Source organism: Streptomyces sp. NPDC006925 (genome assembly GCF_042869575.1).
Classification (GTDB): Bacteria; Actinomycetota; Actinomycetes; order Streptomycetales; family Streptomycetaceae; genus Streptomyces.
Window position 1 is genome coordinate 159,812 of sequence record NZ_JBIAGB010000002.1, and the last position, 18,140, is coordinate 177,951.

Below are 18,140 nucleotides of genomic sequence, written 5' to 3' on the forward strand. Positions count from 1 at the left end.
CGCCGGAGGGGACCCCAGCGTACGGGCCCGGAGGCGGAACACCGCCGCGGGGCACTCACACGGCGTGCGGGAACGAGAAGACCCGGTCCGGGTCGTACACGGCCTTGACCTTGGCCAGCCGCTCGGCGTTGGCACCGTAGTAGGCCCGCCGCCAGTCGCGCAGCGCCGGGTCGGGGCAGTTCTGGTAGGCGAACCCGCTGGCCCACGGCCGCATCGCAGCGTGCGTGGCGTCCAGCCAGCCGCGGTGTCCGGCCACCGTCTCGGCGCCGGAGGCGTCCGGCCAGGCGACGGCGTACTGCGCCAGGAAGCGGGCACTCCGGTGCACGAACGCCGTCGCGTCCGGGCGGGGCCGGTTGACGGCTCCGCCCAGCGCGTCGAGGACGACGCTTCCGGCGCCGCCGTCGCGCAGTTCGGCCACCCGCTCCACCCGGTCGAGCAGCGCCCGTATCCCGGCGTGCGGCAGCGGGCGGGTGTAGAAGTCGGAGCGGGCGGCGTACGACTCGCGGGCCACCCTGCCCCGCTTGGTGCGGCCGGGCAGGGTGCCGCGCTGGTGCGCCTGGGCGAGCGTCCAGCCCGAGACGCCGCCCAGCACCTTCAGCGCGTCCAGGTAGCCGTGCCTGCGCAGCGACAGGTCGGCGGTCGTGCCGATCCGGCCCGCCAGCCGGTCCAGTTGCGTCTCCACCTCGCGGCGCGCCCCCAGCGACAGCCCGCCCAGCCGCACACTGCCCGGCCGCCCGCCCGCCGGTGCCGACAGCCGCAGATGCGACCAGATCTCCTCAGGCGCCACCGGCGCCCACCGCTGCCACTCGCGCACCACGGCCGCCGCCCGCGACCAGGGCCAGGAGAGGAAGAACGTCTGGCAGGCGGGCGCCACATGGGTGCGGAAGTCCAGCGAGGTGACGACGCCGAAGTTGCCGTTCCCCGCGCCGCGCAGCGCCCAGAACAGCTCGGCTTCGCCTGCCCCGCCGTCCGCGGACACCTCGCGCAGCGTGCCGTCGGCCGTGACGATGCTGGCCCCGGTGAGGCTGTCGCAGGTCAGTCCGTAGACGCGGGCGACGGCGCCGATCCCGCCGCCCAGCGCCTGCCCCGCGATCCCCACGGTCGGCCCTGACCCGGCCGGTATCGTCCGCTTGTGCGCCGCGAGGCCGGCGTGGACGTCGATCAGCTTGGCCCCGGCGCCCACCGTGGCCCGGCGCCCGGAGGCGCGCACCCCGGCGAGCCGCTGCACGTCGATGACCAGCCGGCCGTTGCCGCTGGACCAGCCCGCTGACGAGTGGCCCCCGCTGCGTATCGACACCGGTATCCGGTTGCGCCGTGCGAACGCCAGGCATTCGGCGATGTCGCCGGGCCCCGCGCAGTACGCCACCGCGGCCGGGCGCACCGCGTCGAACCGCGGGTTGAACAGCTTGCGCGCCGCGGTGAAGTCCCGGTCGCCGGGGCGCAGCAACGTTCCGTCCAGCCCGCTGCCGAGCGCCCTCCACGCCGCGCTCGTGGTGTCCGCGGCGGTCCCGGCGTTCGCCGTGCTCGCGGGGCTCGGCGGGCTCGCGGGGCTCGGCGGGCTCGCGGGGCTCGGCGGGCTCGCGGGGCTCGGCGGGCTCGCGGGGCTCGCCGTGCTCGTCCCACCGGCCGTGTCCGCGGTCCTCCCCGCGTCCCCCGAATCCTCAGTGTTCCCCGCGTTCCCTGCGTTCCCCGCGTCCGCTGTGTCCGTCCCGTTCCCCGGGCCCGTTTCGCACTCCGTCATCCGCGTCCCCCTGGCCGCTGTCGCGCTCCCCGCCGCGCTCCGCGCCGCTTCGTCGTCCCGGTCCCGCGGCAGTCCGCGCCCCGCCCCCGCCGCCGTTCCCGGCATGTGCGCCGCCCCTTGCTCCGCTCGTCCCGCCGCTCCTCGACGAAGATCCACTCCGCCGTGGGAGGGGACGGATCGTCGGGTGACGTGGTTCCTTCCGGTAACCGGAGTGCGGACCGGCGGCGCGGGCCGGCAGCGGACCGTGCGGCGGTGCGTCCCGCCCCGCGGGCGGGTGAGCAGGGCCACCGGTGACGACCGGCCGCGCCGTACGGCGGCGGAGTGCGGGTGGCGGTCACCCTGGAAGCCAACCAGTACCACCGCACCCCCGCCAGCCAATTCTGGTTACAGTCGGCGGCATGACTGATGTGACCGGCTTTTCCGCGCGTGGCGATGTAAGGCCCCCTGCCGTGGCGGGTGGCGAGAAGGAAACCCTGCTGGCGTTCCTGCGGTATCTGCGCGAGGCGGTGATCGCCAAGGCCGCCGGACTCACCGACGAGGTCGGCCTCGCCCCGGGCGTCCCCTCCGGGACCAGCCTGCTGGGCCTGGTGCGGCATCTGACCTTGGTGGAGCGCAACTGGTTCGGCCATGCCTACGCCGGGCAGGGCGAACTCCTCGACGACGACGCGCCCCCCGAGGCGGGCGAGACCGGCGAGTCGCTGATCGCCGCGTACCAGGAGGCGATCAACGCGTCGGACGCGATCGTCGCCGACTGCGACGACCTCGACCGGCCCGGGGCGCGCTCCCTGCGCGAGACCCCGCCGCCGACGCTGCGCTGGATCCTCGTGCACATGATCGAGGAGACGGCCCGGCACGCGGGGCACGCCGACATCCTCCGCGAGCAGACCGACGGCGCCACCGGCCGCTGAACCGGGGCCGGACCCGCCCCGCCGAACGAGGGGCGGCCGGCCGGCGGCGCTCAGAACGATCCGAACGCCGGCCGTCCCGCCGGGGTGTAGGTCTGCATCGTGACGCCCGAAGGCAGCGCTTCGGCGGTCTCCAGCGCGAGCGCCGCGGGCACGCCGCCCTCCGCGAAGAGCCGATGGCCCCTGCCCAGCACCACCGGGAAGACCAGCAGCCGGTACTCGTCGATCAGGCCGTGCGCCATCAGCGACCGGGCCAGCACGCCGCTGCCGTGGATCTGCAGATCGCCGCCCGGCTGCTGCTTCAGCTCCCGCACGGCCTCCACCACGTCGCCCCCGAGCACCGTGGTGCCCTGCCACGCGGCGTTCCGCAGCGTGGTCGAGGCGACGTACTTGGGCAGGGAGTTCAGCCGACGCGCGATCACCGGGTCCTCCTCGTCGCCGACCTGCGGCCAGTACGCCGCGAAGATCTCGTAGGTGCGCCGCCCCAGCAGGAAGGCACCCGCACGGGCGAACCAGTCGCCGATGACCTCGCTCATCCCCTCGTCCGCGTAGGGCACCACCCAGCCGCCGAGGTCGAACCCGTCGCGCGGGTCCTCCCCGGGACCGCCGGGCCCCTGCATCACACCGTCGAGCGACAGCATCGTGGTCAGTGTCAGCTTGGCCATGGTCCTCGCCTCCGTGTTCTCCCGCGTGCCCCGGCGCCTCCGGTCCCCGCGTGCCGAGGGCCCCGGTCTCTCCCGCTGCAGGAGAGACCGGGGCCCTCGGCGGAAATCATCGGTGACGGGCGGCCTGCCTCACACGACCGGCGCGCCCTCCTCGGCCGGCAGGGTGTCCATGAACGAGCTGACGGAGAAGACCGCGCGGCCCGCGCCCGCCGGACCGTAACCGGGAGGCGAGGAGAGCCCGTGCCGCTGCATCGCCGAGCGGTAGGCGTCCAGCAGCCGGATGTGGTACTCCAGCGGGGCGCCCTGCGGGTTCGACTTGCCCAGCGGGGTCGTCGGCTCCGGGCACCAGGTGGTGAAGCGCGGGGTGATGCCGTGGGACATGAAGAAGTCCAGGCCCTCGGTGGTGGAGGCGATGGCCTCGTCCACCGTGTCGAAGCCGTACGGCGCGGCCATCTCCACGCCGGCGACGAAGTTCGGGATCACGTTCCGTGCTCCGAAGACGTCCGCCGAGTCGAGCACGCGGCGGTGCCACTCCTCGCGGCCGACGTAGCGCTCCTTACCGGGGCAGTACAGCTCGAACAGCCGCTTGTCCCACACCTCGAAGTTGGGGTGGTAGATGCGGATGCCGTGGTCGTGGAACCGCTTGACGTCGTCCTTGGGCAGCGCCTGGGCCACGACCTTGCCCGTCCAGCGGCCCGGGAAGCGCTCCTCGATGGCCTGCGCGTACTGCCCGTAGAAGTCCGCCTCGTCCTTGCCCTGCACCTGCGAGGTGATGGAGCCGCCGGTGAGCGTGTAGGCGTGCGAGGCGCCGAGCGTGTCGTGGTCCGAGATGATCTGCAGCGCCTCCAGCACCTCCTCGACCGGCTTGACCCCCGTGTACGGGCGCCCGGCGGCCTTGTGCTGGCGCCAGTTGTGGTTGATGTCGCAGTACTGGCACTCCTCCTTGGCGCCGAAGTACTGGCACACCCGGAAGACCGTCAGATAGATCAGGTAGCCCCACTGGATGGTGGGCGCCACCTCCATCACGGACTTTCCGTTGGCGAGCGTGTGCCGGTAGTAGTCCGGCATCGGCGGCAGGCCGACATCCGCGATCCGCCGCCCGTCCAGGTAGAGGCCGAGTGCGCCGTCCTCACCGGCTCGCACCCGGTAGGGCGAGCTCGGGTTCACCCGTACGGAGACGACGGTGCGGCTCAGGTCGTACGGACCGCCGGTCAGCACGACCTCCTCCGGCGGCCGCCGCAGCGCGGCCTCGCCCAGCTCGGGCAGGGTGCGGTGGTCGAAGGAGAAGATGAAGTACGACTTCGGCTTGATCTCGCCCGTCGCCTTGTCGGCGGTGTCGCTGAGCGCCGAGTCGTCGAAGGCCATCCCGCCGCGGAGCAGGTCCTCCTTCAGCACGGCCTCCCGCGGAATATGCGGAAAGCGCTCCATGAGGTCCTCGACCAGAGCGGTGCGGTTGCCTTGCTCCTGTGGGACCTGCTGGCCCTGCTTGCCCCGCCCGGACGGCACGTGCGACGGCATCGGCAGGGGAGTCGGCGTTGGCGGCATGGTGTGATCAAGCTCCTCACTTCGCGGCCCGTGGGCGTACCCGACGGTACTCCGGTGCCCGAATCGGCCGCACACCTGCCTCTTGTTCCGTACGCCCGGCCCCGCGTCCGGCGGGTTCACCGGATCTTGCCGCGGGGGCTCGCGGGCCCGTTCCGCGCAGGCTCGCCCGGTTCTTGCGGCGGAGGGTCACCGCCATACGTCGGGGCCGCCGCCGCGCCACTCGATCAGGTTGGGGTCGTCGAGTTGGATCTCGGCGGGGTCGAGACCGGCGCGGCGCAGGAACTCGACGACGTCCTCGGGCCGGTGCGCGAAGCCGAGGCTCTCGGTGTGTGCGGTCACTTTCCGTCCACCGGTCTGCGACGGAGGGTGGACGACGATCGGAGGGGTCATAGCTCCAGAGTGCAACTTTGGCCAACGGCCCGCACCCGTGGCAGCGGCCCGCACCCGTGGCAGCCGTCCAGGACCGGGGGCAGCGGTCCAGGACCCGGGGGAGCGCGGACGGGACGCGGCGGCCGCACGCGTCCTCGGGAGAGAGGACGGGGCCGGATGCCGCGGGCGACGGACGGCCCGCCGGTCGTCGTTCCGGAGCCGTTGTCAGTGGCCGGTGGCAGACTCCTGGACATCCGTAACCATCATGCTGGCTGCGTGTGGACGGAAGGCCCCGCCGACAGCGCGGCGGGGCCGCTCGGCGGACGAAGGAAGGAACGCACATGGCGGGAGCGGCGGGCAAGGGGAGTGCGGCGAAGTTCCGGGCCGTCACGGCGCTTCAGCGCCATGTGGTCAATCCGCTCTCCCGACGGATGCCGGGTCAGACCCTGCTGGAGACCACGGGCCGCAGCAGCGGTGTCCCGCGCCGCACCCCGGTCGGCGGGCGCCGCGAGGGGCGGCGGTTCTGGCTGGTGTCCGAACACGGTGACCGGGCGCAGTACGTGCGCAACATCCGCGCCGACCCGCGGGTGCGGGTCCGGGCCTCCGGCCGCTGGTACACCGGGACGGCCCGCCTCCTCCCCGACGACGACCCGTACGCCCGCCTCGCCGCGCTGCCGCGGCTGAACAGCGCCGTGGTCCGCGCGGTGGGCACCGATCTGCTGACCGTCCGCGTCGACCTTGACGCGGAGTGACCCGGCCGATCCCGGCCGATCCCGGCCGATCCCGGCCGATCCCGGGCGACGGGGGCGCGGGTCCGCGTCCGCACGGCGTCCCGGAGCAGTGCACAGAGCGAACCCGCGCACCGCAGAGAGGGCCCACCATGCAGCAGTCCGCGGCCGTCCCCGACCAGTACCGCCGTGCCGTCACCTTCCGGGCGCTGCACGAGGGTCCCGACCCCTTCGTGGTGCCCAACCCGTGGGACGCCGGGACCGCGCGGGTCCTGAGCGGGCTCGGCTTCGCGGCGCTGGCCACCACCGGCGCGGGCCTGGCGCATGCCCGCGGACTGCCGGACAGCCGCGTCACCCGGGACGTGCTCCTCGACAACGCCAGGGCCGTCGCCGAAGCCACGCCGCTGCCGGTCTCCGCCGACCTGGAGAGCGGCTTCGGCGAGACGCCCGACGACGTCGCCGAGACGATCCGGCGCGCCGCCGCGGCCGGTCTGGTCGGGGGCTCCGTCGAGGATTCCACCGGCCGGGACGACGACCCCGTCCGTCCCCTGGGAGAGGCGGCCGAGCGGGTCGCCGCGGCCGTCGCCGCCGCCCGGGAACTCGACTTCCCCTTCACCGTCACCGCCCGCGCCGAGAACTTCTTCCAGGGACGGCCCGACCTGCCCGACACCATCCGCCGCCTCCAGGCGTACGAGGAGGCGGGCGCCGATGTGCTCTACGCGCCCGCGCTGCCGGACGCCGACGCGATCCGCGCGGTCTGCTCCTCCGTCGGCCGCCCGGTGAACGTGCTGATGGGATCGCCCGCCCTGCGGCTGAGCGTGCGTGAACTCGGTGCGCTGGGCGTGCGCCGGATCAGCGTGGGTTCCGCGCTCTCCCGGGCCGCGCTCGGCGCCGTCGTCCGCGCGGCCCGGGAGATCCAGGAGCTGGGCACCTTCACCTTCGGCGCGGACGCGATCCCCTACGCCGAGGCCAACGCACTGATGACACCCGCCGCTCCGGCCGGGCCGGGGGAGTGACCCCGACCGTCGGGGAGACGCGAGCCGCAGCCCGACGGGGGACATCGACGCGGCCCTTTGCGGCTTCGTGCCAACCGGACGGCGATGGGCTGGGCGGGGCGGACGGTCAGCGGTCCGAGCACCATCAGGAACAGAACGCACACGGGGGGCCAGTGACCTTGAGGGAGGGCTCGAGCCCGGCCGGGCTCGCGGGCAGCCGAGCGCCCTGCTCCACGTGCCCGCGGCCTCCGGGTGGGCGGGGAGGCGAACGGCGGGCCTGTCTACGATGTCGGGCATGGCGAAGCGCAAGGTGCAGCGGCGGGCGCGGGAGATTCTCGGCGGGAAGCCCGCGGCGCTGGTCTGGTGCGAGCTCCACAAGCCCCTTCCCGTGCCGCCGAAGGATGTGCACCGTGCCGTCGGCAAGGGGCGGTTGAAGCCGGGGCACCACTGGCTGCTGTACGTCGGCGCCGTCGTGTTCTTCTTCGTCGTCGTGCCGATGATGCTGATCGACAAGCTCGGCAAGAAGACCGCTCGCACACCGGGGACGGGGAGCGCGGGCCCGCAGCGTTCCACCCGCGACCGCGGCGCTGCGGATGATCGCGTGGACGATCCGGCCGACGGCGTCTTCGACGGCGACTGGAACCTGACCGCCGGCCGGCTGCTGCTGCGCTGGTACGGCCACTCGCCCAACCCTCGTCGACTGGTCATGCTGGCGCACGACCGCATCTGCCTGGCCGCCTCCCCGCGCCGCAGGTTGTCACCCATGAAGGCCGGGGACTTCCTGCCCGTCGCGGAGTTCCCCCTCGACGCGGCCCGGCTCGAAGGCGAGGCGGGCCAGCCGCGCGGGTTCGCCACGTTCAGGATCCGCTTCGCCGACGGATCCTGGATCCAGGTCGGCCGCCTCGGCGAGCCGGAGGACGCCGACCACTTCCTGCGCACGATCAGCGCCTGATCGACCGCTGCGGCCTGTCCCGCTCCGCCCCCCCGTCCGGCCTCGGTCCGGCAGGGGCTCCGCACCGGTTCCGCGACATCCGCGGCGCCGCACCTGCGCCGCACCGCTGCGCCGCACCACTGCGCCGCGCCGGTGGCAGCGGTGCCGCACGTCTGAAGCCCCTCCGGGGACCGATGGTCCCCGGCGGAAGGGGCCGGCGGTGCCGAGTCCGTACCCCGTTCGCCCGGCGCCGCGTGAGGAAACGGCCGACAAGGTGGTCATGGACACGCACAGTGCGTCTCCTCGTGGAAGGGAACCCGCCATGGCACTGCACCAGCGACCGGGACCTCGCACCGACCGGGACCTGACGAACGGCTCCGCCCCCGTCCCGGACCCCGGCACCTCCGCGGTGCCCGGGCATCCGGCAGCCGGATCCGCGGCTCCGGCCCGTACCGCGGCCGCCGCTCGGCTGCTGACGGCGCTCACCTTCCTGTGGGCCTTCGGCGACAAGACCTTCGGCTGGGGCTACGCGACCCCGGCCGGCAAGGGCTGGATCGACGGGGGCTCACCGACCCGGGGTTTCCTCAGCGGCGTCTCCGCAGGTCCGCTGGAGGAGGTCTTCCATTCCTGGGCCGGAGCGGCGTGGGCGGACTGGCTGTTCATGCTGGGGCTGCTGGGCATCGGCGTCGCACTGGCGAGCGGGGTGGCGCTCCGGGCCACCGCGGTCGCCGGAACGCTGATGATGGCGCTGATGTGGGCCGCGGAGTGGCCGCCCGCGCGTCACCTCTCCGACGGGGCGCCGAGCATGTCCACCAACCCGCTGGTGGACTACCACGTGCTCTACGCGGCTCTCCTGATGGTTCTCGCGGTGACCTGCGCGGGTCGTACCTGGGGCCTGGGGAGCTGGTGGGAGCGGCAGCCGCTGGTGCGCCGGAACCGTTGGCTCCGCTGACCGCCGAGGGGGAGCACGACGCGGACGTGTACCGAAGGGGCGGCCGACCACGGCCGCCCCTTCGGCGTTCCGTCGCACCCCGCCGCGGCGTTCGGACCCTGCCGCCACGCGCGCCCTCCGGACCGACGTGCCAGGTGGGGCCGGTCGGGCCTGGCCGATCCGCCCCGCCGCGGCGCGTCCTGTCGAGGAAGTCCCCGCGTGTCTGCGGTGAGCGGGCGAGCCGGGACGACGGAGCTGCTTGAGGACGGACGACGCCGCCACGACGCGGAAGCCGGTCGGGGGTCTTCCTGCTCGACGACCACGAGGTGGTACGCCGAGGGGCGCACGACCTGCTGGACACCGAATCCGCCCTGACGGTGGTCGACGAGGCCGGCACACCGCCGAGCATGCGCCGGCCCGCATCCCCGCGCTGCGCCCCGACGTCGCGGTGCTGGACGTGCGACCGCCGGACGGTGAGGGGGTGAGCGTCTGCCGGGAGCTGTGTTCCCGGATGCCGGAGCGGGCCTGCCTGATGCTGACCTCGTTCGACGACGAGGAGGCGCTGCCGGACGCCATCCTGGCCCGCGCGTCGGGCTGCGCGCCGAAGCAGATCACCGGTACGGACCCGGTGTCCGCCGTACGGACCGTGGCCTCGGGACAGTCCCTGCCGGACCCGGACCCGGACCCGGACCCGGACCCGGACCCGGACCCGGACCCGGACCCGGACCCGGACCCGGACCCGGACCCGGACCCGGACCCGGACCCGGGCGCGGCGGCCCTGGTGAGGGCCCGACTGCGCGACGAGCCCACGCAGGAGGAGCAGCAGCCGGGACTTGCCGCCGCTGACCGAGCGGGAGCGGGACATCCTCGCTCTGGTGGACGAGGGGCTGACGAATCGCGAGATCGGCCGCCGCCTCTGCCTCGCGGAGAAGACCGTCAAGAACAATCTCTCCCGGCTGCTCGCCACGCTGGGCGCGGGCGTCGAACGCCGGGTGCAGGCGGCGGTGCTCGCCGCCCAGCTGTCCGGAGCCGCGACGGACGGTGCGCCGGGCGGCCCCCGGCGGCCCCCGGCGGCGCCGGCGGTACCGACCCTGCCGCCCGGGCTCCGCCCGCGCGGGCCGGATGCGCCCGCGAGCCACGGCGCGCGGGTCTTCGAGAGCACGGCGGCGCGGGGACGGCGGCGGCAGCCATCTGGTGCGGCGGCCTCCGCTGCCGACCGGCGACGGCGACCGGTGACGGCGGCCCCTGGCGGCGGCCCGTGGCGGCGGACGAGCGCCGGTCGGGGACCGGCCGCCATCGTGGAACTGGCCTCCGCCGGTGCGGATTCGGCCACCGCCGACGTGGTCGGACGGGGTCAGGCGTGCGGGACGACGGCCACCGGACAGCGCGCGTGGTGCAGCACCGCCTGGGCGACCGAGCCGATGTGGGTACCGAAGTGCGAACGCCGCACCCGGCGCCCGAGAACCACCAACCGCGCTCCCTCGGACGCCGACAGCAGCGCCTGCCCGCCGCCGGCCAGTTCGACGTGCTCGACCACCGGGACCTGCGGATAGCGGTCCCGCCAGGGTGCGAGGGCTTCGCTCAGCGCCTTCTTCTCGTACGGGACGGGGCCGTCGGCTTCCTCCATCGCCCCCAGTCCGGTCAGCGCGTACGTCTGGACCGGCGGCAGGTTCCAGGCCCGTACCGCCCGCAGGGTGGCCTTCCGGGCAGCGGCTGCCCGGAAGGCGAACTCCAGGACGTCGGCGCTCTCCTGCGGGGTGCCCTGCTGTCCGACCACCACCTCGGCGTCGTCGGCCGGGCGCGCTTCCGGATCCGTGGCGCGGACCGAGACCACCGGGCATTCGGCCGCCGCGACCACCTGCTGCCCGCACGAACCCAGGAGGAAGCCCAGCAGCCGCCCGTGCCCTCGGGTGCCCAGCACCAGGCTCCGGGCCTGCCGGGTCTCCTGCAGCAGCGCCGGAACCGCCTTGTCCGGGAGGATCGTCGCAGTGCACGGCAGGTCCGGGTGGCGCCGGGTCACCCGGTCCCGGGCCTCGCGCAGGATGGCGTTCGCGGCCCGCTCCTCGGTCTCCCGTTCCTGCTCGACCGGCACGTTCAGGGGCTGCCAGAGCCAGGCGTGCACCAGCCGCAGCGGCGTGCCGTGGAGTACGGCCTCGTCGGCCGCCCAGTCCACCGCGGCCATGCTCTCGGTGGAGCCGTCGACCCCGGCCGTGATCACCGTGTCCGTCATGCTCTTCCCGCCTGTCCTCCGCCGCACGGTCACCCTCCGGGCCGTGGGGCCGATGTGTCGTGACGCTCGTGGTGTGCCGTGGGGCGCGGTGTCGTCCCACGGCTTCAGCATCGGCTCGCACGGGTGTGCGCCGGGAGGGCCGACCGGCCCTGTCCGTCCGGCCGACCGGGCCCGGAGAGCGAGGCGGCCGGCCCGGTCAGGCGGTGCCCGGCCCGGGACCGGGGTGCGGACACGGTGCGGTGGCGGCGGCCCGGCCAGCAGGCGCAGAGCCTCGTGCCGGTCCAGCGGCAGCGTGCGGCGCGGCGCCGGGTCGTCGACGGCATGGCCCTCGGGGCCGGGAGCATCGAGCCCCCGGGTACGGTTTTCTTCACGTCGCACCGGCCGCGGACGGCGCCGCCGCGGTACGCCCGCCCGGCTCGTGCACATGGCCCGATCGGTGGCCGGGGATCAGGCTCCTGCAAGAGTTCGAACGTCGTACAAGCTCAGCAGGGAACAGCTCCTGCGAGCCAGGCCCGCAGGTCCCGCCCACAGGGCCGAAGGCCCCGGTCCGGGCGGCTGCTCGGCCGGGCGGCGGCCACGTGGCCACCGGATCGCCTCGGAAGGAGCCGCTCGGCGGCTTGCCGCGTGAGGTGCCGGGACCGTGCGCTTCGCGATCGGTGCGCGCAGACCGGGACGAGCGTGGTGGGCCGGGCGTCAGGGCACCAGCGCGTGGAGGTCGAGGTCCAGCGGGAACGGGACGGCGAGCTTCAACCGGGCCCGGTGGATGCCGGTGGCGACGTAGGAGCCGGTCATGGCGTCGAGTTCGTAGGTGTGGACCGTGGGGGCGCCGCCCTCGTCCTCGATGCGCCAGAAGTGGGGGATCCCGGCCTGCGCGTACTTGAAGGGCTTCAGCGACCGGTCGCGGTCGGCCGATTCCTCGGAGACGACCTCGACGACGAGTGCGAGGTCCTCGGGTGCGTACCAGGTCCGGTCGGGGTCGTACGCCGCGCTGCTGACCAGGATGTCCGGTTCGGGGCGGCTCTTCTTGTCGAGGCGGACGGTCATCTCCCGCTCGGCCTCGAACCCGCCGGGGACGGCTTGCCGCAGGGCGAAGGTGAGGTTCTCCACGAGCCGGGAGTGCCAGGATCGCTGCGGCGACAGCATGAAGATCAGGGCTCCGTCGATCAACTCGGTGTGCCGCGGCGCCTGGGGAAGATGGTCGAGGTCGTCCGCTTCCCAACCGCTCGGCCTGGGGGGGATCATCCAGTCGGGGAGTTCGGCGGTCACGGCTTCCTCCAGGCGCCTTCAGGAAGATGAGCGGGCCTCGGGCCCGAACTGTGGACACAGGCCACGCGACTGGTGTCAGCGTAGTCGATGCCCTCGCGGGTGGAGTGCGTATGCGCGGGTCGCGGTCGCCGGCCGGATACCAGCCCTGCCCTGGTCAGAGTGCCCGGAGGGGGCGGACGAGTCGGCCTGTACGCCGGGTTCTGTGGCCTCGGCCGCCTCGCGGCGGCCGGGGTGGCGGCCATCCATCTGGGACCGGTGTTGCCACCGGCCTCGTGCGGTCCACCCGCGGACTCGGACGGGTCGCCCTCGAACATCCGCGCAGGGCCGCGTCGCGGCCCCTCTTGACCTTGCTCCGGATGGGGTTTACCGAGCCGCCCAGGTCACCCTGGGCGCTGGTGGTCTCTTACACCACCGTTTCACCCTTACCGGACTGCCGTCCGAAGACGGGTCCGGCGGTCTGTTTTCTGTGGCACTGTCCCGCGGGTCACCCCGGGTGGGCGTTACCCACCATCCTGCCCTGTGGAGCCCGGACGTTCCTCGGCGAGAGCGCTGCACGCCCCCGACGCGGCCGCCCGGCCGGCTCGTCCGCCGTGTGCCCCATCCTACCCGCCGCCCGGCCCGGAGGCGGTGCCCGCCCGGGGGCCCCGGGACCGCCGGGGACCCCGGGCGGTCCCTTCGCGGCTCCGCGGGCTCGGCGCCGCGCGGTCAGCGGTGCCAGAGGTCGTCCGGGCTCAGCTCGTCCGGCGTGCGGTGGCCGGACAGGCCCAGGGTGAGGTGCAGATCGGCGAGGAACGAGCGCAGCACGTGCCGGACGCCGTCCTCGCCGCCGTGCGCCAGCCCGTAGGCGAACGGGCGGCCGAGCAGGACCGCGCGGGCGCCGAGCGCGAGCGCCTTGAGGGCGTCGGAGCCGGTGCGGACGCCGGAGTCGAACAGGACGTCCAGCCCGGTGCCCTCCACCGCCCGGACCACGCCCGGGAGCGCGTCGAGGGAGGCCATGGCGCCGTCGACCTGGCGGCCGCCGTGGTTGGAGACGATCACGCCGTCCATGCCCGCGTCGGCGGCCCGGCGGGCGTCGTCGGGGTGCTGGATGCCTTTGAGGGCGATCGGACCGTCCCAGTGCTGCCGCAGGAACGGCAGCCGGTCCCACGATCTGTCGGTCCCCGTGAACATCGGGACCCAGCGCAGCACCGCGGCGCCCAGGTCCTCCTCCGGGGGCTTGTCCAGGCCCGCCCGGAAGGCCGGGTCCGAGAACGGGATGGCGGTGCCGACCCCGCGGATGAACGGCAGATACGCCTGGTCCAGGTCCTGCGGGCGCCAGGCCAGCGTCCAGGTGTCGAGGGTGACGACCAGCGTGCTGTAGCCGGCGGCGCGGGCCCGCCGCAGGATGCTGACGCACACCTCGTCGTCGTTCGGCCAGTAGAGCTGGAACCAGCGCGGGGCGTTTCCGCTTGCCTCGGCCACTTCCTCGAGCGAGTAGGACGAGGCGGTCGACAGGGCCGCTGTCAGGCCGAGCGAGGCGGCGGCGCGGGCCGTCGCCGTCTCGCCGTCCGGGTGCAGGATCGACTGGACGCCGAGGGGGGCGAGGACGACCGGTGCGGGCATGGCGGTGCCCAGTACCCGCGTCCGCAGGTCGCGGTCGGTGGCGTCGGTGAGCATGCGCGGGATCAGGCGGTAGTGGTCGAACGCCTCGCGGTTGGCGCGGTGCGTGGCGCCGGAGCCCGCGGCTCCGGCGACGTAGCCGAAGGCGCCCGCGTCCAGCCGTTCGCGGGCCGAGGCGCCGAGTCTGGTGGCATCCGTGGTGAAGGGCGGTACCCGGTCCTCGAGGCCGTGCAGGTATATCTCGTTCTGGTAGCCGGCGAAGTTCTCCGGCGGGGGTGCGGGGTCGGTCACGTGCGGGCTCCTTCACGGGTCGCTGCGCGCCGAGTCTCTCCGCCCCGGCGGCCGATGGCCACACCCCGGACGGCACCGGCGGCCCGAACGCACCGGCGGCACCGCAGGCGCTGTCGGTCGTGCAGGCACGGACGGCGCCGCGCGCATCCGTGCGGCCGGCCCTGCCGGTACCTCCATCACCGCGGGGCCGCCCGCGGTGCCGGTGCCCGGCCCGGGAAGCCGCTCAGCCCCGGCCGATGTACGGCATCTTGGTGGCCAGCACGGTGGCGAACTGGACGTTGGCCTCCAGCGGCAGGGAGGCCATGTGCAGGACGGTGCGTGCCACGTCGTCGGCGTTCATGGTCGGCTCCGGGGCGCGGTTCCCGTCGGCCTGGGGGACGCCCTGGGACATGGCGGCCGTCATCTCCGTGGCGGCGTTGCCGATGTCGATCTGACCGCAGGCGACGTCGTGGGCGCGGCCGTCCAGGGACAGGGACTTGGTGAGGCCCGTCATCGCGTGCTTGGTGGCGGTGTAGGCGATCGAGCCGGGCCGCGGGGTGTGGGCGGAGATCGAGCCGTTGTTGATGATCCGGCCACCGCGCGGCTGCTGGTCCTTCATCAGCCGGAAGGCGGCCTGGGCGCAGAGGAAGGCGCCGTGCAGGTTGACGTCCACGACCGCGCGCCAGTCCTCGAAGGAGAGGTCCGCCAGCGGTACGGCGGGACCGAACGTGCCCGCGTTGTTGAACAGCAGGTCGAGCCGGCCCTCGTGCTCCCGTACGGAGTCGAACAGCGCGGTGACGGCGGCCGGGTCGGTGACGTCCGCGGGGACGCACCGGGTGGCGGCGCCTCCGGCGAGCTGCGCGGTCTGCTCCAGCGACGCCCGGCGGCGGCCCGCGAGCACGACCGTCCAGCCCGCGTCGGCGAGGGTGAGGGCGACGGCCCGGCCGATTCCGGAGCCGGCTCCGGTCACCAGGGCCGTGCCGGCGGTCCGGGCCACCCTCTCGGCGGTCGGCGCGGCCCGCTCGGCGGTCCGGGAGCCCGGTGCGTCGCCGGCCTGAGCCGCCTCGTGTGCCCCGTGGGTCGGGTGGTTCTCGCGCGTCATGGGCGCAGCGTACGCGGGCCTGCCCGCCGGGCGATCCCGGCTGCGCGGCGATCCGGTTCTGCGCCCGGGAGGAGAACGGGAGGGGGGAAGGGGACGAGGGGGAGGGGGAACAAACGTGTGGGCCCGTACCGGAATTCCTGGGAGAATGTTCGAGTCCGTGACAATCTCCTGGAGAGGTGCATGACCAAGACCGGCCCCCAGCAACCGGCCGCCGTACCCGCCGACGCCCCGCAGCACCGGCACCACCCGCAGCATCCGCAACACCCGCACCTCGCGGCACCGTCCGCGCGCGGCGCCCGCACCGCCCGGGAAGCAGCGTCCGTCAACGCCCCGGCCGCGACACCCGAAGACGCCACACCCGAGGACGTGCAGACCGACGCCGCGCAGTCCGATCCCCCGGGGTCCGCCTCCACCGGGTCGGGCACCGCCGCGGCCGCCGCCCCCGAACTGACCCGCCGCCGTCGCGCCGGGCTGCTGCTCACCCTCATCCTCGGCGGACTGACCGCGCTCCCGCCCCTCTCCATCGACATGTACCTCCCGGCCCTCCCGGAGGTCAGCGGAGCGCTCCACATCCCGGCCGCCGGCGCCCAGCTCACCCTCACCGCCTGCCTCGTCGGGCTGGCCGTGGGTCAGCTCGTCGCGGGTCCGATGAGCGACCGCTTCGGTCGGCGGCGCCCGCTGCTGGTCGGCATGGGCTGCTACATCCTGGCGAGCCTCGCCTGTGCGCTGGCTCCCACCGCCGCCACCCTCACCGGTTTCCGGCTCGCCCAGGGACTCGCGGGCGCCGCCGGGGTGGTGATAGCCCGCGCCGTCGTCCGCGACCTGTACGACGGGCTGGCCATGGCGCGGTTCTTCTCCACTCTCATGCTGATCTCCGGAACCGCACCGGTCCTCGCCCCCGTCCTGGGCGCCCAGGTGCTGCGCTTCACCGACTGGCGCGGCGTCTTCTGCATCCTGGCCGGGATCGGCCTGCTGCTCGTCCTCGTCGTGCTGCGCAAGCTGCCCGAGACACTGCCGGCCGCACGCCGGCACAAGGGCGGGCTGCCGGACGCGCTGCGCACCATGCGCGGGCTGCTCGCCGACCGGGTCTTCACCGGGTACCTGCTCGCCTCCAGCCTCGCCTTCGCGGCGCTGTTCTCCTACGTCGCGGCCTCGCCGTTCGTCGTCCAGGAGATCTACGGCGCCTCGCCGCAGACCTTCAGCCTGCTGTTCATGGTCAACTCCATCGGGCTGGTCGCCTTCGGGCAGCTCAACGGGAAGGTCCTGGTCGGCCGGGTGTCCCTGGACCGGGTGCTCGCCTTCGGGCTGTGCATGGTCGGCGCCGCGACCGTGGCACTGCTGGTGCTGACCACCGGGGTGTTCGGGCACGCGGGGCTGGCGCCGCTGGCCACCGCGCTGTGCGTGCTGATGTCCGGGATGGGGCTGATCATGCCGAACGCCAACTCCCAGGCCCTGATGCGCACCCCGCACGCGGCCGGCTCGGCCTCGGCGCTGCTGGGCACCTCGCAGTTCCTCGTCGGCGCCGCCGCCTCCCCGCTGGTCGGAGTGGCGGGCGAGCAGACCGCCGTGCCCATGGCGCTGGTCCAGTTCGGTGCCGTCACCCTCGCCGCCCTCGCCTTCGTGGCACTCTGCCGCCCATGGCGCGTACGAGACTGAGGAGCGTGGCCTCCCTGGACGGTGCCGAGGCGCGGCGCCGCTTCCGGGAGAAGGCCGGGCTCGACGACGGACGGCTGGCCGAGCTGGCCGACAGCACCGACGCACTGCCTGCGGCGGGCTGGTGCGCGGGCGCCGTCGTGCTGGCCGGCCGCGGTCCCTGCGTCGCGCTGGAGCACGCCACCGGCTGGGCGCTGCGGTACGCCGCCTGGGATCCCGCCGCCGGGCTCCCGGTCGAGCTGCCGCGCCAGGAGTGGCTGCCCATGCGGGTGGACACGGTCTTCGACCTCGCCTCGCTCACCAAGCTGTTCACCGCCATCGCCGCCGTCCAGCAGATCGAGCGGGGTGCGCTCGCGCTGGACGGGCTCGTCGCCGACCACCTCCAGGCGGGCGCCGCGCCGGTCACCGACCACGGCATCACCGTCCGCCACCTGCTGACCCACACCTCCGGACTCCGTGCCGAGCTGCCCTTCTACGAGCACAACACCGCCGAGCACCCGGAGCTGCTGTGGGCCGAGAAGCCGCTGACCGAGCCGGGCTCCGCCCACCTGTACTCCGACCTCAACCTGCTGCTGCTGGAGAGCGTGCTGTACCAGGTGACGGGCCGGACGCTGGACGTCCTGGTGCGGGAGGGCATCACCACACCGCTCGGGATGCGCCACACCCGCTTCAACCCGCCCCGCCCCTGGCGCAACCGGATCGCCGCGACCGAGGACATGCGAAGACCGTGGGCCAAGCTCAACCGGGGCCTGGTCCACGGCCGGGTCCACGACGAGAACGCCTACGCCATGGGCGGGGTGGCCGGGCACGCCGGGCTCTTCTCCACCGCCCGCGACCTCGCGGTCCTCTGCCGCACCCTGCTGTCGGGCGGCTCCTACGGGCCCGCCCGCATCCTGGCGCCCTCCTCGGCCGCCCAGCTCCTGGAACCGCCCGGCCTCGGCTTCCGCACCGGCGCCCCCTGGTTCATGGGCGAGCTCGCCGGGCCCGGCTCCCGGGGCGCCGGGCACACCGGTTTCACCGGGACCAGCCTGGTGCTCGATCCGGTGACGGACACCTTCCTGGTGCTCCTCGCCAACACCGTCCACCCGGTACGCCGGCCCCCCGACAGTGCTCCGCGCGCCGCCGCGGCCGGCCTGCTGGCCCGCGCCGTGCGGTGAGCGCCGCCGCCGGGCCCTGCGGTCAGCGCCCGGCGGGCCCCGGCGGCGCCCGG

At 74.4% G+C, this 18,140-nt stretch carries 15 protein-coding genes, 1 other RNA gene and 1 pseudogene; 8 read left to right on the forward strand and 9 right to left on the reverse strand.

Annotated elements, in window-relative coordinates; genetic code table 11:
• Window positions 1-55: 55 nt before the first annotated feature.
• Entirely contained in the window at window positions 56-1,741 is a 1,686-nt protein-coding gene (locus tag ACFYNS_RS03395) for an FAD-binding oxidoreductase (RefSeq protein WP_388600478.1), read from the reverse strand.
• Window positions 1,742-2,139: 398 nt separating this feature from the next.
• On the opposite strand from ACFYNS_RS03395, the gene ACFYNS_RS03400 reads away from it, so the two are divergent.
• Complete coding sequence (locus ACFYNS_RS03400; protein ID WP_360296945.1) at window positions 2,140-2,649, forward strand: DinB family protein; 510 nt, start codon at window positions 2,140-2,142, stop codon at window positions 2,647-2,649.
• A gap of 50 nt (window positions 2,650-2,699) precedes the next feature.
• On the opposite strand, the gene ACFYNS_RS03405 is transcribed toward ACFYNS_RS03400, so the two are convergent.
• The 3 genes from ACFYNS_RS03405 to ACFYNS_RS03415 form a co-directional block, all read right to left on the reverse strand.
• Entirely contained in the window at window positions 2,700-3,311 is a 612-nt protein-coding gene (locus ACFYNS_RS03405) for a dihydrofolate reductase family protein (protein ID WP_360296947.1), read from the reverse strand.
• Between the two features lie 129 nt (window positions 3,312-3,440).
• Window positions 3,441-4,829, reverse strand: a complete 1,389-nt coding sequence (locus ACFYNS_RS03410; protein ID WP_388600865.1) for a radical SAM protein — start codon at window positions 4,827-4,829, stop codon at window positions 3,441-3,443.
• A 213-nt stretch (window positions 4,830-5,042) separates the two neighbouring features.
• Entirely contained in the window at window positions 5,043-5,246 is a 204-nt protein-coding gene (locus ACFYNS_RS03415) for a hypothetical protein (RefSeq protein ID WP_074998500.1), read from the reverse strand.
• A 320-nt stretch (window positions 5,247-5,566) separates the two neighbouring features.
• Here ACFYNS_RS03415 and ACFYNS_RS03420 point away from each other — a divergent pair, with 320 nt between their 5' ends.
• The 5 genes and pseudogenes from ACFYNS_RS03420 to ACFYNS_RS03440 form a co-directional block, all read left to right on the forward strand.
• The gene (locus tag ACFYNS_RS03420; RefSeq protein ID WP_360296951.1) at window positions 5,567-5,977 is read left to right on the forward strand and encodes a nitroreductase/quinone reductase family protein; all 411 of its coding nucleotides are present in this window, start codon (window positions 5,567-5,569) and stop codon (window positions 5,975-5,977) included.
• Between the two features lie 128 nt (window positions 5,978-6,105).
• The gene (locus ACFYNS_RS03425; protein WP_360296954.1) at window positions 6,106-6,969 is read left to right on the forward strand and encodes an isocitrate lyase/phosphoenolpyruvate mutase family protein; all 864 of its coding nucleotides are present in this window, start codon (window positions 6,106-6,108) and stop codon (window positions 6,967-6,969) included.
• A 274-nt stretch (window positions 6,970-7,243) separates the two neighbouring features.
• Window positions 7,244-7,900 carry a hypothetical protein gene (locus ACFYNS_RS03430; protein WP_360296957.1) on the forward strand — a complete coding sequence of 219 codons (657 nt, stop codon included), beginning with the start codon at window positions 7,244-7,246 and terminating at the stop codon, window positions 7,898-7,900.
• Window positions 7,901-8,201: 301 nt separating this feature from the next.
• On the forward strand, window positions 8,202-8,831 hold the full coding sequence (locus ACFYNS_RS03435; RefSeq protein WP_360296960.1) for a hypothetical protein: 630 nt from the start codon (window positions 8,202-8,204) through the stop codon (window positions 8,829-8,831).
• Window positions 8,832-9,118: 287 nt separating this feature from the next.
• Window positions 9,119-9,829: pseudogene (locus ACFYNS_RS03440) on the forward strand (response regulator); the annotation flags it as partial.
• A gap of 335 nt (window positions 9,830-10,164) precedes the next feature.
• On the opposite strand, the gene ACFYNS_RS03445 reads toward ACFYNS_RS03440, so the two are convergent.
• From ACFYNS_RS03445 to ACFYNS_RS03465, 5 genes are all read right to left on the reverse strand, one after another.
• Window positions 10,165-11,040 (reverse strand): universal stress protein, encoded by an 876-nt coding sequence (locus tag ACFYNS_RS03445; protein ID WP_360296963.1) that lies wholly within the window; start codon window positions 11,038-11,040, stop codon window positions 10,165-10,167.
• Window positions 11,041-11,733: 693 nt separating this feature from the next.
• Window positions 11,734-12,282: a Uma2 family endonuclease gene (locus tag ACFYNS_RS03450; protein WP_388600866.1), complete on the reverse strand. Its 549-nt coding sequence runs from the start codon at window positions 12,280-12,282 to the stop codon at window positions 11,734-11,736.
• A gap of 197 nt (window positions 12,283-12,479) precedes the next feature.
• Window positions 12,480-12,890: RNase P RNA component class A (rnpB, locus tag ACFYNS_RS03455), an RNA gene on the reverse strand.
• A 121-nt stretch (window positions 12,891-13,011) separates the two neighbouring features.
• Window positions 13,012-14,196: a lactate 2-monooxygenase gene (locus ACFYNS_RS03460; RefSeq protein ID WP_360296969.1), complete on the reverse strand. Its 1,185-nt coding sequence runs from the start codon at window positions 14,194-14,196 to the stop codon at window positions 13,012-13,014.
• Between the two features lie 223 nt (window positions 14,197-14,419).
• Complete coding sequence (locus tag ACFYNS_RS03465; protein WP_388600484.1) at window positions 14,420-15,277, reverse strand: SDR family oxidoreductase; 858 nt, start codon at window positions 15,275-15,277, stop codon at window positions 14,420-14,422.
• A gap of 180 nt (window positions 15,278-15,457) precedes the next feature.
• Here ACFYNS_RS03465 and ACFYNS_RS03470 point away from each other — a divergent pair, with 180 nt between their 5' ends.
• Together ACFYNS_RS03470 and ACFYNS_RS03475 are read left to right on the forward strand one after the other, a co-directional pair.
• Window positions 15,458-16,933 (forward strand): multidrug effflux MFS transporter, encoded by a 1,476-nt coding sequence (locus tag ACFYNS_RS03470; RefSeq protein WP_388600486.1) that lies wholly within the window; start codon window positions 15,458-15,460, stop codon window positions 16,931-16,933.
• Window positions 16,915-18,087 carry a serine hydrolase domain-containing protein gene (locus ACFYNS_RS03475; protein ID WP_388600489.1) on the forward strand — a complete coding sequence of 391 codons (1,173 nt, stop codon included), beginning with the start codon at window positions 16,915-16,917 and terminating at the stop codon, window positions 18,085-18,087. Before ACFYNS_RS03470 ends, ACFYNS_RS03475 begins: the two co-directional genes overlap by 19 nt.
• The last annotated feature ends 53 nt before the right edge of the window (window positions 18,088-18,140 follow it).

Coding starts and splice junctions, on each gene's coding strand:
- ACFYNS_RS03425 (WP_360296954.1), top strand. CDS start 6,106: ATGCAGCAGTCCGCGGCCGTCCCCGACCAGTACCGCCGTGCCGTCACC.
- ACFYNS_RS03405 (WP_360296947.1), bottom strand. CDS start 3,311: ATGGCCAAGCTGACACTGACCACGATGCTGTCGCTCGACGGTGTGATG.
- ACFYNS_RS03420 (WP_360296951.1), top strand. CDS start 5,567: ATGGCGGGAGCGGCGGGCAAGGGGAGTGCGGCGAAGTTCCGGGCCGTC.
- ACFYNS_RS03415 (WP_074998500.1), bottom strand. CDS start 5,246: ATGACCCCTCCGATCGTCGTCCACCCTCCGTCGCAGACCGGTGGACGG.
- ACFYNS_RS03475 (WP_388600489.1), top strand. CDS start 16,915: ATGGCGCGTACGAGACTGAGGAGCGTGGCCTCCCTGGACGGTGCCGAG.
- ACFYNS_RS03450 (WP_388600866.1), bottom strand. CDS start 12,282: ATGATCCCCCCCAGGCCGAGCGGTTGGGAAGCGGACGACCTCGACCAT.
- ACFYNS_RS03430 (WP_360296957.1), top strand. CDS start 7,244: ATGGCGAAGCGCAAGGTGCAGCGGCGGGCGCGGGAGATTCTCGGCGGG.
- ACFYNS_RS03465 (WP_388600484.1), bottom strand. CDS start 15,277: ATGACGCGCGAGAACCACCCGACCCACGGGGCACACGAGGCGGCTCAG.
- ACFYNS_RS03400 (WP_360296945.1), top strand. CDS start 2,140: ATGACTGATGTGACCGGCTTTTCCGCGCGTGGCGATGTAAGGCCCCCT.
- ACFYNS_RS03445 (WP_360296963.1), bottom strand. CDS start 11,040: ATGACGGACACGGTGATCACGGCCGGGGTCGACGGCTCCACCGAGAGC.
- ACFYNS_RS03435 (WP_360296960.1), top strand. CDS start 8,202: ATGGCACTGCACCAGCGACCGGGACCTCGCACCGACCGGGACCTGACG.
- ACFYNS_RS03470 (WP_388600486.1), top strand. CDS start 15,458: ATGACCAAGACCGGCCCCCAGCAACCGGCCGCCGTACCCGCCGACGCC.
- ACFYNS_RS03410 (WP_388600865.1), bottom strand. CDS start 4,829: ATGCCGTCGCACGTGCCGTCCGGGCGGGGCAAGCAGGGCCAGCAGGTC.
- ACFYNS_RS03395 (WP_388600478.1), bottom strand. CDS start 1,741: ATGACGGAGTGCGAAACGGGCCCGGGGAACGGGACGGACACAGCGGAC.